The organism is Allomuricauda sp. R78024 (assembly GCF_044596045.1).
Classification (GTDB): domain Bacteria; phylum Bacteroidota; class Bacteroidia; order Flavobacteriales; family Flavobacteriaceae; genus Flagellimonas.
Map to the genome: position 1 here is coordinate 3,280,752 of NZ_CP138995.1, position 14,769 is coordinate 3,295,520.

Consider the following 14,769-nt stretch of genomic DNA (forward strand, 5'->3'; position numbering starts at 1 on the left):
TTTTGAGTGTTCATTATCGTATTTCACTTGTTTCCTGTAAAAAAAGGACATGGGGTAATTTTTTAAATCTTATAAAATCCTTACTGCTCAATTGTCCAACAAAAGGGGCAAAATAGTGATTTAATGAGGCATTTCTCCAAACCAAGGCCCATGATAGTCCTTTATTTGAAATATTTTTATCCAAAACTTCCGTCCACCAGTTTTCCACCTTTACGCCATCCAAACCACCTTCTGTAAGTGCGAAAGGCATGTTTTTTTCTTTTGCAATTTCAGCAAGCATCCCTAGATTATCATTTAAAAGTTCGATATAATCCTCGGTTGTTTTCTTATGGTATAAGTCAATGCCAAGCATATCAACATAGTCATCTCCCGGATAGAAATTTAAGTATTCTGATTTGTTATCCACAGCATCTGTGGCATAACAATAAATAAGGTTATGCACCCCATGGTTTTGAGTAAGAATATCAAAAGTCTCCCGCCACAATTGTTTAAATTCTGCGGAAGTACAACTAGTATTGCCCCACCAGAACCAAGAGCCATTCATTTCATGGTATGGTCTAAAAACGACTGGTATGGCCTTACCCGATTTTGTTCGCAAAGAGTTTAGGAAATCTGCCAACCTGTTTAACCAACCTCTATATTTTGGATTTAAAACCCCGCCTTCCAAAATGTGGGAAACAGAACTAGTGGGGTCCCATGCACTTTTTTTTGTTGTAGGGTTGTTGGGGTGCCAACTTATAGTCAGTATACCACCTTTTTCATACGCAGTCTTTATTAGTTTAGCCATTAATTGAAAATTGACCGTATCAAGATTTTGAGTGTGTCCAAGTTCAAGGTGCCCTAGTTCAAACCCATAAACACCAGGAAAATCTCCTGTAACCTCATTAACATCGCTTTTGTACAGCTCGCCATCATTCTTCCATCCAATCCCATAGGCAGTTGCGTCTTGATGGCCAAATGCATAGCCTGTTTTCGCAATTTCCTTTATTCGAACCATAAGATATTTTGCGTTTTCATCTGCATTCATGTCGCTTAATTCAATTTGTTCCGCAGATGATCTAAGAACACTTTTGCATGATAAAAAAGAAAACATTATCAATATTATATAAGCACATGAATTGAAGTAAATAGCTTTACCGCAAAAAGGCTTAAAATTAAATTTGCTTAAATAATTATAAAATTGATAAAACAATGGATTAAATATTATTTTTTGTTATTAAAATTGGTCATTGATTGGTATTAATTCAAAATAAGGTATGTTCAAAAATAGATTACATTTACACGTATCTTCAATACTATTTTATCATTTTGCTATATAATTACAACCATGGGACATATCTTTCAAAAACCACATCGAGAAATAATTCAAATGTCACCCCAAGACAGTTTTTTAGTTTTTGATCGCACCAAGGAGCTATTTGACTACCCCATACATTATCACCCAGAGTATGAGCTAAACTTTATTTCAAATGCATCTGGTGTTAGAAGAGCTGTGGGGGACAGTTTGGAAGAGATTACCGACAAGGATTTAGTACTGATTGGACCCAACCTTTATCATGTATGGGAACAGCACAAATGCGAGAGCAAAAAGATTCGTGAGATTACTGTGCAATTCCATGATAATCTATTTCAAGAAGAATTTTTGAGTAGGGGTATAATGAAACCAATAAGAGAAATGTTTGAAAGAGCCAATCATGGTATTGTATTTTCTAGGAACACCTGTCTAGCATTGGAACCAAGACTTAAGAAAGTATCAAAATTGGATAGTATAGATTATTTTTTAGAGATTTTTTCCATTTTATATGACCTTTCCATTTCTAGAAACCAGCGAATGCTGTCTACTACTTCCGTGGAACCAGAAAATTATGAGCATAGCGAAAAGCTAAAGAGGCTACACCAATTCATAGAGAAAAATTATGATTCCAAAATTTCACTTTCCAACGTGTCCAATTTATTGAATATGAGTTCGGTCTCATTTAATAGATTCATCAAAAAAAGAACGGGTAAAACATTTGTAGAATATCTTAATGATATACGAATTGGTTATGCTTCAAGACAACTCATAGAAAAAGATCAAAGTATATCAGAGGTAGCTTACAGCTGTGGGTTTAATAGTATTGCAAACTTCAATCGAATTTTTAAAAAAAATAAAGGATGCACTCCAACAAAGTACCGCGAGGACTTTTTAGGGATTAAAAGAGTCCTGTAAAAGTCAGTTGTTTATCATTTAATTTCAATTTCATATCGCTTTTTGTCAAAATCTTCATGTTTCCCAAAAGAGGTTTCTGAATTTCATATTTTTTGAAGATCTTTTAAAAAGGAATCATACAGATTATTGAAACTTCTAAGGTTTATGATGAAGAATGACTTGCAAAAACTATTGATTAAGCCATACGTAGAACCATAATAGAATGTAACAAAGCAGGAAGTTTGTTAACTTATACTAAACAATTGCAAATGAATACCAAATACAGATTCGTTGTTTTATTATTACTGATTACTATGATTGGTGCTAATCAGGGTATTGCACAAGAAGTAGGAATCCAGTTGTATAGTTTAAGAAACCAATTTTCAGAAAACGTTCCAGAAACGCTGAAATTGATTAAAAGTTGGGGTATTACCACTATTGAAGGTGGTGAAAACACGTACGGGCTTGAACAATCACATTTTATTGACTTGCTCAAAAAATATAATTTGAATACTGTAAGTGTGGGCACCAATCAGGACGAGCTTCGCGATAATCCTCAAATGGCAGTTGATAGAGCTAAAGCATTTGGTGCAAAATATGCCATGTGCCCCTGGATTCTTCACAAAGGAAATAATTTCACAATTAAAGATGTGCAAAAGGCCGTTGCTATTTTTAACACTTCAGGAAAGTTGTTAAGAGAGAATGGAATCAACTTAGTTTATCACATTCACGGTTATGAATTTAGGCCATACAAAAACGGAACCTTATTTGATTACATGGTAGAGAATTCCAAAAATTTTGACTTCGAAATGGATGTTTTTTGGACACGGCATGGAGGTGAAGATCCTTTAAAACTTTTAGAGAAGTACCCTTCCAAGTTCAAATTAATGCATCTAAAAGATATGGAAAAAGGCATTGTTGGGGATAACACAGGAGGTGCTGATGATGATACTAACGTTGTTCTAGGTACAGGTTCAATCGATATAAAATCTATAGTCTTGAAGGCTCGTGAATTGGGCATTAAGTATATGTTCATAGAAGATGAGTCAACAAACGTTGAAAACCAAGTTCCAGAAAGCCTGGAGTTCTTAAAAACTATTTTGAAGTAAACATTGAACTTTTAATCTATTCCATGACAATAGTATTTGTTGTCGTCTGTTTGCCAATCTTTATTTTATTGATGACAATTGCAACAGCTGTGTTGTTTCAAAAAAAAATGTCATTACCCTCAAAAAAGAGAGGTTTTACAATCGTTTAAAATTTAATAGCCTAAAATCAATGGATGAATTACCAGGTATGTTGATGGCCTTTAAACTCAACTGACCGGATCCTTTTTTTATGGAAATTTCCCCCATTTTAGTTGCTTTAAAATATTTTACAAACGATTCCATTCTGGGTGACCTATCCATTTTTGCACCAATTAAGGGAGGGTCATGAGCTTCATTGATTATTGTAGTTATGCTTTTATTATTCAATTGCAATTGAATTTCCGTGCCAACATCTTCTAGTTTGCAGCTGTAATATAAAAATACTTCAAAAGTCCCGGCTTTTAAGACATCAACATCCCATGTGATTGAGTCATTTAAACTTTTCCAATTTGTGTAAAAGGAGTCATTTGGCCAACGGTTGCTTCTTTCTATATTGCCATGTGCTACACCATCCCTTGCAGGTAAATGGGTAAAACCATAACCTGGAGCACCTATAGGGAAAAGCCTTTCTTTTTGATGGCTTTCTAAAGCACCAACCTCTTTTTCCCAATTGGTTTTAAGCACAATCAGAGAGTCTCGTATTGGTGCCGCATTTTCAGAAATATCCGTTGTTTGTCCTCTGTCATTGTCCATATCGTACAGTCGGTTCTCTTTGTCCAAACGATATTTTTGGGTACGTATGCTTGTATTGCCCTGCCAATGGTTATAGATAACCCTATCAATCACTTTGTCCTCACCAATTATCAGATTAGAACTGAAGTCCATTCCGTCTAAATTTAAAGAATCAGCTAGAGGGACCTCCGCCAAATTTGCCAATGTTGGCAGTAAATCTACAGACCCCACTATTTGTTTGAATTTACTTCCAGCGGCAATTTTCTCGGGCCATTTGATAAATAATGGAGATTTGACCCCACCCTCATCGGTAGAGCCTTTTTTGCCCCGCATACCTCCGTTCCATCTCCATCCATTTGGTCCATTGTCAGACATAAAGACAACAATTGTATTTTCATTCAATCCCGCTTTTTTAAGATGATTGTTTAAGCGACCTACATTCCAATCAATATTTTCTACCATTGCCAATGCCGCCTTGGTGAATTGTTGGTCTTCTTCTTCTTCACCATTATAGGTCATTTCTAATTTTTTGTTTTGAAATTTATCCCAATAATTGTCGGGGACTTGCATAGGACTATGTGGTGTATTCACCGGAAGCATCAGAAAGAAGGGATTGTTTTGATTCTTTTCAATAAACTCCAAACCATGGTTGAACAAATCATCAACTAAAAAACCCTTTCCTTGTACAATTTTGCCATTGTGATCTAGCATTGGGCTAAAATAGTTGCCCCAATGACCGGAGCAAAACCCGTAATAATCGTCAAAACCTCTGGAAAGTGGATGGTAAGGTGGTTGCGTTCCGTTATGCCATTTACCATAAGCAGCAGTTGAATATCCGGCGCTTTTGAAAACTTCAGCTATGGTGGCAATTCCAAGATTTATTCGTTCACCTCCTGCAGAAGTGGAATAAACACCAAGTCTTGGGTAATACAGCCCAGTTAATAATTCTGCACGGGTAGGTGAGCAAACGGGTTGGACAAAAAAGTTTTCCATTACGGCCCCTTGGTAAGCTATGGAGTCAATATATGGTGTAGCTATGTTGGTGTTGCCATGGTAGCTTAAATCCCCCCAACCTTGATCATCTGTAAGAATAAAAATTACATTTGGTGGTCGTTGAATATCTTCTTTTTTAGCACAAGAATTTTCAGTAAGAAGTAATAAAGACAATGCTAAATAAAATAATTTCATATTCTGTTTTATTCACATCATTTAATACTAGAAAGTTAACCTATACCATATATCCCTCCTAGTACTATTTTGTCATTTAAATAAACATGTAATGACTTAAACTCCTTTCTTAAGAATATTGGGTTTTCGACTTATTTCAACCTGTTTTTTAGAATCATAAGGTCTACATTTGTCTCTGACCATCGTTTTAACAATTTTTCAGGTGTTGGAGAAAAGGTATATGTAAGTGAACTTAAGATGATGTCCCTATCTCCATCTTGATCAATATCGCCAGTATCCATTAAAAACCACCTTCCTGCATCCGGATCTGTTAAGGTTTTGGTTTTGAATTCAAAGTTTTTGGAGTCCATATTTTCTAAATACACAAATGATGCTTCCGAAGCTCGTTCATAATCAGGAAAGGAGCTTACCAAACCAAAATCGATGTCACCATCTTGATCAAAATCATATGAAGCCACCCGAGTAGCACCATTTAGGGCATAAAAAAAAGCTTCTTCATAATTATTATTTCCATCATTAAGGTGAATTCGCATGCCATGATATGGTTTCTGCACATACGATTTATCTGCATTATCTCCGTTTACAGTAACAATATCAATAAAACCATCATTATTGTAATCAACAAGTTCAAACCAACTACTACCATATACAGGGCTAAATTTTAAAATATTTTCTGCTTCAAATTTTAAACCTTCTTTTTGATACAAAATCGTAATACCTTCTCTTGCTTGTGATGTAAGTACAACCAAATCAAGCAGGTCATCATTATTCATATCCTTGGCAACAGTTCTTATACAGCCGGACTGGTTCAGCAATACTTTTTTCTCAAACTCAGCTCTGTCATTTTCAACAAGCATGGACAATTTGCCTGTCTCATTTCCGAATTCGCTGATTACTATCTCATCTTTACCATCACTATTTAAATCTTTGACAAGAGTATGGACAGGGCGATGGAATTTGCCTAACATGTTTTGAGAGCCTTTTTCGCTTATTTTAACGATGGTTCCCTGTTCCAGTTCTGAGGGATCAAATAGACCTACTTCCGTGACATATTTAATGGTGTCTTTTTGGTTAAACCAAGTAACTGGCGTTTCCCCTTGAAACTTTTTGGTTATTTCTTCATTCTTGAAGTTATAAGTACTTAATTCCCCAGCTATTGTACCATAATATAATTCAGAGTCATCATTCCTGTAGGCTAAATATGTGATTAATGCACCATTTTGATTATCAAGTGCAATTGGAATCTGCTCAAACGCTTCCAGTTTTTCTAACTGGGGAATACGGTTTGCTACTAACTTATCAGGTGCAGAATCAAGAATGTATTGTTCCAGCATTACCATTTCATTCACACTAATTTTTGGTTTGAAGGTTGTTGCCTCGGATATAAATGGTCCTTGATATTTATCTTGATTTATATTTTCTATTTCCATTCTAGAAAACATATCTGGAAGAATCGCATTTTTCCAAATCGTTTTTGGCAATTCATCAATTTTTGGTGCACTATGGCATCCTGTGCAATGTTTGTTGTAGAGGGCCATTTCTTTTTCACGCTTTTTAGATACACAACAAGTCAAGGTCACTGCCAATACGGAAAAGAAAATTAGGCGGAGTATTGACGCGTAATCGTTTTTGTATTTTATAATAGCCATGTCTTAAGATTAGCTGTTTAATATCAAATATAGGTATTTGACTTATTGCGGATTGGCTTTACAAGTGCTTAGCAGTTAATCTGAAAATTTATAGGTAGATAATGACAAAATAAGAGAAGAATCAACTGGGGCTTAAACTTGTAGCTTCGAGGCCGTTGAGTGTCAAGAATCCGCTATTGTCAACTCTTTACATTTACGGATTTCCGCACTTTGCAAAAGCAAAAATTGATGTTTATCAGAGTTCTGCAACAGCCACGAACGTTTGTTGGGACCATATATACATGTAAATAATCCCACCTTTATCTAAACTTGATCAATTAGATATTTTCTTTCTTCGGATGGATTAATGTTGACAGTCATTTACACCAAAAAATTAGTTAAATTTATAATCAAATAAGTTCATTTGATATATCGTTTTTGATAGGTGTGCAAATCGGTACACACATTAAAAATATAAATTTTAACTTTTTGAAAATCAAATGATTGGAGTTCACATTCGAGCCCCAGTCAGGTCACTTTTAGTTTCTACTAAATTTAAAAAGTCCTAGAACCGCATGGTTTTAGGACTTTTTTCTTTTACTCATCCTCAGCTAAAAAAATAAAAAAAGATATTCTTATCTTAATTCTGATAATTATCATGTTTTCCCAATGACAGTCAAGCTATTTTTGGACTGTGAAAAATATCGCAATCATACTATTCTCACTGTCTATATTGGCCAAACCCCTATACCCTATTGCCGAGTATATTGTAAACTATGATTACATTGTAAATAATCTTTGTGAAAACAGAGATAAACCTGCATTGAATTGCGATGGAAAATGTTACCTCTCCAAATTGATTGCTCAAGAATCCAAGGAAAGTGAGGAAAACCCATTTGGAGAAAAACAATCCCAAACCGAAATTCAACATATTTTCTTCCATAAATTGTCTTCCCAAATTGATTTTGGGGGAGATTTCCATCAAAGTTCAAAAGACAATTTCAAAATTGTCCCATTATTGATTTCAACTGCATTCGTCTCAGAGATTTCTGAACCGCCAGAAGTATCCTAATTCAGCTTTTTGTACTTGTTTTTTTATTCGGATGGTTTTCTCATCCAAAGAAAGCACGTACCCTTTATCTTTTGAATTAGTTTAAAATACAATCTTATGAAAACCGAATATAGCATTGGGTTTCACCATTCTATTATAGGTGCCATAAAAGGCAAAAAAATAGTTTTTGCAGTTCTGTTGTCCATGATATTTCATTGGCAAATTGCTGCCCAAGAACCAAAAGTAGCTTTAGTGACAGATTCTATATTGCCTGTGCACCTAGAGGAGGTAATAGTAATTTCCTCTTACAACAAGGCATTGGAACATAAATCACATCACAAACCCTTATCCACTTTAGATGAGTATCTGGAATCCTCAAAAAAAGTGAACATGATTAAAAGAGGTGCATACGCGTGGGAACCGGTCCTCAATGATATGAGTTCAGAGCGCCTATCAGTAACCATTGATGGCATGCGCATTTTTGGTGCATGTACAGACAAAATGGACCCCATAACCTCTTATGTAGATGTTTCTAACCTCTCCGATGTTCATGTGGCATCTGGTCAACAGGGCGCGGAACAAGGAGCAACCATAGGGGGCGCTATTGATTTAAGACTAGAGAAAAGCAACTTTACTCCAAAAGGATGGGTAGGTTCTATTGAGACTGGTGGCGAAATCAATAACGAAGCTCAAATTATAGGCGGCGAACTGAATTACTCCGATGAAGCCTTTTATGTTGATACTGATATTATTTATAGAAAGGCTGAAAATTATACAGCAGGCGGTGGTGAAGAGGTTGCATTCTCTCAATTTGAAAAATACAATATATCCGCAAATGCAGGTTATAAAGTCTCGGATGACCAACAAATATTAGCCAGTTTTATTTATGATGAAGCTAGGGATGTAGGCTACCCTGCTCTACCAATGGACGTCTCATTGGCAAGAGCATTTATTGGTTCCATAAGCTGGAAACAATCCAGCTTCATAGGTGATTTAAAAAACTGGGAGACCAAATTATATGCAAATTCCATAACGCATATTATGGATGATAGCCAAAGACCAGATGTGCCCATACGAATGGATATGCCTGGATGGAGTGATACCTACGGCTACTACTCTCAGGCAGAACTTACACTGAACCATCATAAGTTTTTAATGAAATTGGATGGTTTCTACAATCGTTCCTTAGCAGAAATGACCATGTATCCCAACAACCCAAATGAGCGGGAAATGTTCATGTTAACCTGGCCAGATGTGCGTACGATAAATTCTGGGTTTTATGCCGAGGACGAAATCAGTCTCAAAGAAAGTTCCTTAAAACTTTCAACAAGATTGGCGATACAAGGTTTCAATGTGGCAGATGAATTTGGGCTTAACAGTCTTAGAATTTTTTACCCTGAAATGAATCAAAGACAGACCCGCTTTCTAAAAAGTGTTTCCGCGGCTTATCATAAAAAGTTCAAAACACTTCATGTTAATGGCGGACTTTCCTATGGTGATCGTGCACCTTCTGTTTCGGAAGGTTTTGGGTTTTATCTGTTCAACAGTTTTGACAACCATGATTATATAGGTGACCCCGATTTAAAAAATGAAAAGGCCATCGAAACCAATGTCAAAGTATCATTGCCCCTTAAAAAAATAAATATAGGCCTTGAGGCCAATTACTTTCATACTATGGATTTTATCATCGGAGAGGTAAATCCAGATTTGAGTGTTATGACCATTGGTGCTGAAGGGGTCAAAGTTTATAGGAACTTGGAGTATGCTGACCTATACAACATTTCTTTGGACACCAAATACGAAATTACTCCAGAATTCCTTTGGACAGGATTAATATCCTACCATAGAGGGACAGATCAGGATGGACAAAATCTGCCCTTTATAAGTCCAATTGCCTATAACTCAATGGTGCAATATACTACTGGAAGTTTTTCTGGTTCTCTCATAATGCGCGGAGCAGCAGATCAAGTAAACTTCAATCCAGTCTTTGGAGAAGATCGCAGTAATGCTTACACGGTTTTTTCAATGGCATTGGGCAAATCGTTCCCTGTAAATAATGATACTGTTTATGTAAAGGCAGGAGTTGAAAACATTTTTGACGAATTCTATTCCACATATACAGATTGGAACAATATACCACGTATGGGACGCAATTTTTTTATGACCGTTTCTTATGCAATCAATTAAAATCAAAAACAATAATCATACTTTAAATTATAATAGAAATGAAAGCAATTAAATTTTTCCTTGCCGCACTAATACTTTCAATGACTTTTAGTTCATGTTCGGATAATAATGATGATCCAATTATTATATCAGAAAATCCATTGGAAGATTTTAATATGTTGACCAGTTTTAAAGCCAACAATCATAGTGTAGAAATTTATTCTGAACAACAACAGTTTTCCGTAGGTTATAACGAACTATTCTTCCGAATTAAGGACGATGCTTCTGATAGCTATATTACAAATGCCGATGTTTCTTGGAAACCCGTAATGCACATGACCTCAATGATGCACTCTTGCCCAAATTCTACGGTCTCAAAAACCAATGATGCATCAGTTTACACAGGTTATACTGTATTTCAAATGCCTGGAAATGCTGATGAATATTGGGAGCTTACCTTAGAATATACCGTTGAAGGACAAACTTACAATGCAACAGAACGCATAGAAGTCAATGCCCCCGCCGATGGTAAAAAGACAGTAAACGTATTTATGGGAAGTGATGATACAAGATATGTTTTGGCCATGATGCCCATGACTCCAGAAGTTGCGGTCAATGATTTTTCAGCCATGCTCTTCAAAATGGAAAACATGATGTCATTCCCAGCTGTGGAAAATTATAAAGTACATATTGATCCAAGAATGCCTAGCATGGGCAACCATAGTTCACCAAATAATGAAGACCTCACTTTTGACGCATCTTCAAATACATACATGGGAAAATTGTCATTGACCATGACAGGGTACTGGAAAATAAATCTAAAAGTAGAAAATGAAACCGGAGAGGTTTTAAAAGGAGAAGACATTACAGAAGAAAATGAAAGCAGCAGTTTGTTTTTTGAATTAGAGTTCTAAAATATATTTCCGTTTTATTGTTTGTTTTAAAGAGGCCATCCAATAAAGGATGGTCTTTTTATATGAGAAAATCAAAGTGGTAGAAAAGACTTTCCCGTCTTGATATCCTTGACCAAATCCCTAACCGTATTTTGCTCTAGATTCTTCACAAAATTAACTTTAGTATTACCAACTAAGTCATGCATTGGACATGGATGTTCAGCATCACAGTCCTGTAAACTAAGCATGCAAGAGGTGAGTCTATTGTCACCATCTATCACTTGTATAATCTTCATTAAAGGAGTATTAATATTTTCTTTTGAAAGATAAAACCCCCCTCCCGGCCCTTTAACAGAAGAAACTATGTTATGCCGTGAAAGTTCCTGAAGCACCTTTGATAGGTAGGCTTTTGGAATATTGGTCGGTACACTGATATCCTTTGCCAAAATTTTCTGGTGTTCAGAAGAGTTTACTGCTAAATATAAGACAGCCTTAACGGCATATTTAGATGAATTAGATATCATAATCAAAGGGTTATTAAAATAAATATAAAGATTAAAAGACATTTTTATCCTTTATATGACAATTGTCATGTTATAAGCAATTTAGCCTGTCTATTTTTGAACATTTAATAAATATTCCCTTATATGAAAATCAATATCGTATTATCAACATTGATGTTTTCCTTACTGCTTGTTGCATGTGGCGGCAAAGAAGAAAAAAAGAAAGAGGGTTTTAGCGTAGATCGCACAAAAACCACAGAAAAACCAGTAGAAACATCTGCTGCAACAGATGAAGTTCCAGCGTCACAACGCATTACTTTGGATGAAAAAGGAGTGGGACAAATAAAATCAATCACTCTAGATCCAGAGATAGACATGGAAATGGCAAGCGCTGGAGAAACCATTTATAATACAAATTGTACTGCATGTCACAAACTGGACAAAAGATTCATTGGGCCATCCCCTAGAGGTATTATGAAAAGAAGAAGTCCGGAGTGGATCATGAATATGATTCTTGACCCTAAACTGATGACTGAACAGGATCGCTGTGCTAAAGATTTGTTGATTGAATTTAATGGTGCCGCTATGGCCAATCAAAATTTGACCGTAGAGGAAACCCGCTCCATACTGGAATACTTTAGAACCTTATAAACTGATTCATATGAAAGCAATTTTCCAACTTAAATTTTTAATTTATCCACTACTGTTACTATTCTTTGTAGTGGGATGTAAAAACGAACCTAAAACTGATAATTCTACTGTATCTGAAGTAACAAACGATACAGAAGCTAACAAAGAAAAAGGTCAAGCCTTTATTGAAGACGATGGGTCAACGCCCAATGTATTGCAAATAGCAATTGGTTCACCTGACCACACTACTCTTGTGGCCGCTGTGCAAGCCGCAAACCTGGAAAATGCACTTGTAAATGCTGGACCACTTATGGTTTTTGCCCCAACCAATGCTGCCTTTGATGCTTTGCCTGCGGGCACAGTTGAAAATTTATTAAAACCAGAAAACAAAGATGCTTTGGCCAATATCCTTAAACATCATGTTACTGCGGGTAACTACTCTAAGGATTTTCTTAAAAGGTTTAAAAAACTAGGGCAAGCGAATGATCAAAACACCACTATAGAGGTAAAAGGCGATGATGTATATGTAGGAGGTGCCAAAATTATAGCCAGTGTCCCCGCAGGAAACGGAATCGTGCATGTAGTGGACAAGGTGATTCTTCCTCCATCAGAATAAATTAAAACCAAAATAAGAACAAACAATAAATAGTAAAAAATGAAAAAGTACAAACATTATGTATTCGCACTTCTGGGAGTGAGTTTATTGCTAGCCGGATGCGGCAATCAGAATGGCAAAAGCTCATCAAATGGCGCTCTATCTTCCAGTGCGGCAGAAAAAGTATACGTAGCTCCAGGAGAGCAAGATGAATATTATGCATTCCTATCTGGAGGATATAGTGGAAACCTTACTGTATATGGGTTGCCCTCTGGTAGAATGTTCAAGGAAATTCCTGTTTTTTCTCAATTTCCAACCTCTGGGTATGGGTATTCTGAAGAAACCAAACCTATGTTGAACACATCCTTTGGATTTGTTCCATGGGATGATTCTCACCACCCCGATATCTCTCAGACAAATGGGGAGTTGGATGGCAGATGGATTTTTATCAATGGTAACAACACCCCTCGAATTGCACGTATCAGTTTGAGTACTTTTGAGACAGAAGAGATTATCGAAGTTCCGAATAGTGCGGGTAACCATAGTTCATCTTTCATTACTGAAAATACGGAATATGTAGTAGCTGGAACGCGTTTTTCTGTTCCCGTTCCACAACGAGATATGCCCATAAATGAATATAAGGGCAACTTTAAGGGCGCCTTATCCTTTATTAGTGTAGATCCTGAGCACGGTCATTTAGATTTAAAATTCCAATTGTTAATGCCGGGCTTCAATTATGATCTTTCACACCCTGGTAGAGGAAAATCGCATGGCTGGTTCTTCTTTACTACCTATAATACTGAGGAGGCCAATTCGCTCATGGAAGTAAACTCTTCTCAAAATGATAAGGATTTTATCGCGGCCATCAACTGGAAAAAAATAGAAGAGTACGTAAACAATGGAGGCGGCACAAAAATGCCTGCAAACTATGCGCATAACGTATATGATGAACATACCCATACGGCAACTTCGACTATGAGAAAAGAAGTATTGACCGTAGATCCAACCAAAGTGCCAGGTGCTGTTTTCTTTTTACCCACTCCAAAATCACCACACGGTTGTGACGTAGATCCTACAGGTGAGTACATTATCGGAAACGGAAAACTATCCGCAGATCTAACGGTACATTCTTTTGATAAAATGATTGCCGCAATTGAAGGCGAAAAATTTGATGGCGAAGCTTACGGTATTCCAATTCTTAAGTTTGAAGATGTATTGGCAGGAACGGTAAAAAGTGGTGGTTTAGGCCCCCTACACACAGAATTTGATGGTAAGGGCAATGCATATACTACTTTCTTTATTTCATCAGAAGTTGTAAAATGGAAATTGGGTACTTGGGAGGTTGTAGATCGCAAACCTACCTTCTATTCTGTAGGTCATATAATGATTCCAGGAGGAAATTCAAGAAAACCATTTGGAAAGTATGCCGTAGCGATGAATAAAATTACCAAGGATCGTTATTTACCTACCGGACCAGAAATGGAGCACTCCGCGCAGATTTATGACATTTCGGGGGAGAAAATGGAATTGATCTATGATTTTCCAACACATGGCGAACCCCATTATGCTGCTGGTTGTCCCGCTGAGCTTTTGGCACCAAAATCCAAAAAAATCTATAGGCTGACAGAGAATAAACACGAATTTGCAACACTTACTCCAAATGATGCACGTGTAGAACGTAATGGCAAGGAGGTACATATTTATATGTCTACAATTCGTAGTCACTTTACACCAGATAATATTGAAGGGGTAAAAGTGGGCGATAAGGTATATTTCCATATTACCAATCATGAACAAGATTTTGATGTACCCCACGGTTTCTCCATAATAGGCCAGAACACATCAGAACTGTTGGTTATGCCAGGTCAAACCAAGACATCTATTTGGGAGCCCAAAAAAGTGGGTGTATGGCCATTCTATTGTACAGATTTCTGTTCAGCGCTACACCAAGAAATGCAAGGTTATGTAAGGGTATCCCCTGCTAACTCCAATATTGAGCTCTCATGGTCTTTGGGTGAGTAAGCAATTATAGATTTATTTTTTTCAAGCTTGAAGCGGGCAGTGCTATAAAGTCTGCCCGCTTTTTTACAAATTAAGACAATCAATC

12 protein-coding genes are annotated in these 14,769 nt (G+C 36.5%); 8 read left to right on the forward strand and 4 right to left on the reverse strand.

What is annotated here, in order from left to right; genetic code table 11:
• Nucleotides 1-13: 13 nt before the first annotated feature.
• On the reverse strand, nt 14-1,093 hold the full coding sequence (locus SJY44_RS14800; RefSeq protein ID WP_396590321.1) for a glycoside hydrolase family 26 protein: 1,080 nt from the start codon (nt 1,091-1,093) through the stop codon (nt 14-16).
• Between the two features lie 234 nt (nt 1,094-1,327).
• Between SJY44_RS14800 and SJY44_RS14805 the strand changes: the two genes are divergently transcribed.
• Entirely contained in the window at nt 1,328-2,209 is an 882-nt protein-coding gene (locus SJY44_RS14805; RefSeq protein WP_298930939.1) for an AraC family transcriptional regulator, read from the forward strand.
• 248 nt (nt 2,210-2,457) lie between these two features.
• Nucleotides 2,458-3,297 (forward strand): sugar phosphate isomerase/epimerase family protein, encoded by an 840-nt coding sequence (locus SJY44_RS14810; RefSeq protein ID WP_396590322.1) that lies wholly within the window; start codon nt 2,458-2,460, stop codon nt 3,295-3,297.
• 135 nt (nt 3,298-3,432) lie between these two features.
• Here the strand turns inward: SJY44_RS14810 and SJY44_RS14815 are convergent, their stop codons facing one another.
• Nucleotides 3,433-5,196 (reverse strand): arylsulfatase, encoded by a 1,764-nt coding sequence (locus tag SJY44_RS14815; RefSeq protein WP_396590323.1) that lies wholly within the window; start codon nt 5,194-5,196, stop codon nt 3,433-3,435.
• Between the two features lie 131 nt (nt 5,197-5,327).
• Entirely contained in the window at nt 5,328-6,845 is a 1,518-nt protein-coding gene (locus SJY44_RS14820) for an FG-GAP repeat domain-containing protein (RefSeq protein WP_396590324.1), read from the reverse strand.
• Nucleotides 6,846-7,518: 673 nt separating this feature from the next.
• Here SJY44_RS14820 and SJY44_RS14825 point away from each other — a divergent pair.
• The 3 genes from SJY44_RS14825 to SJY44_RS14835 all read left to right on the forward strand — a co-directional run bounded on the left by SJY44_RS14825 (nt 7,519) and on the right by SJY44_RS14835 (nt 10,955).
• On the forward strand, nt 7,519-7,896 hold the full coding sequence (locus SJY44_RS14825; RefSeq protein WP_396590325.1) for a hypothetical protein: 378 nt from the start codon (nt 7,519-7,521) through the stop codon (nt 7,894-7,896).
• Between the two features lie 96 nt (nt 7,897-7,992).
• The gene (locus tag SJY44_RS14830) at nt 7,993-10,062 is read left to right on the forward strand and encodes a TonB-dependent receptor plug domain-containing protein (protein ID WP_396590326.1); all 2,070 of its coding nucleotides are present in this window, start codon (nt 7,993-7,995) and stop codon (nt 10,060-10,062) included.
• Between the two features lie 38 nt (nt 10,063-10,100).
• Nucleotides 10,101-10,955: a hypothetical protein gene (locus tag SJY44_RS14835; RefSeq protein ID WP_396590327.1), complete on the forward strand. Its 855-nt coding sequence runs from the start codon at nt 10,101-10,103 to the stop codon at nt 10,953-10,955.
• Nucleotides 10,956-11,026: 71 nt separating this feature from the next.
• Here SJY44_RS14835 and SJY44_RS14840 read toward each other — a convergent pair whose 3' ends face one another.
• Nucleotides 11,027-11,458 carry an Rrf2 family transcriptional regulator gene (locus tag SJY44_RS14840; RefSeq protein WP_298930895.1) on the reverse strand — a complete coding sequence of 144 codons (432 nt, stop codon included), beginning with the start codon at nt 11,456-11,458 and terminating at the stop codon, nt 11,027-11,029.
• Between the two features lie 123 nt (nt 11,459-11,581).
• Here SJY44_RS14840 and SJY44_RS14845 point away from each other — a divergent pair, with 123 nt between their 5' ends.
• From SJY44_RS14845 to nosZ, 3 genes are read left to right on the forward strand one after another with little or no spacing between them, the layout of a single operon-like run.
• Nucleotides 11,582-12,088 (forward strand): c-type cytochrome, encoded by a 507-nt coding sequence (locus SJY44_RS14845; protein ID WP_396590328.1) that lies wholly within the window; start codon nt 11,582-11,584, stop codon nt 12,086-12,088.
• Between the two features lie 10 nt (nt 12,089-12,098).
• Nucleotides 12,099-12,683, forward strand: a complete 585-nt coding sequence (locus SJY44_RS14850; RefSeq protein ID WP_298930889.1) for a fasciclin domain-containing protein — start codon at nt 12,099-12,101, stop codon at nt 12,681-12,683.
• A 39-nt stretch (nt 12,684-12,722) separates the two neighbouring features.
• Nucleotides 12,723-14,684 carry a Sec-dependent nitrous-oxide reductase gene (gene nosZ / locus SJY44_RS14855; protein ID WP_299169465.1) on the forward strand — a complete coding sequence of 654 codons (1,962 nt, stop codon included), beginning with the start codon at nt 12,723-12,725 and terminating at the stop codon, nt 14,682-14,684.
• The last annotated feature ends 85 nt before the right edge of the window (nt 14,685-14,769 follow it).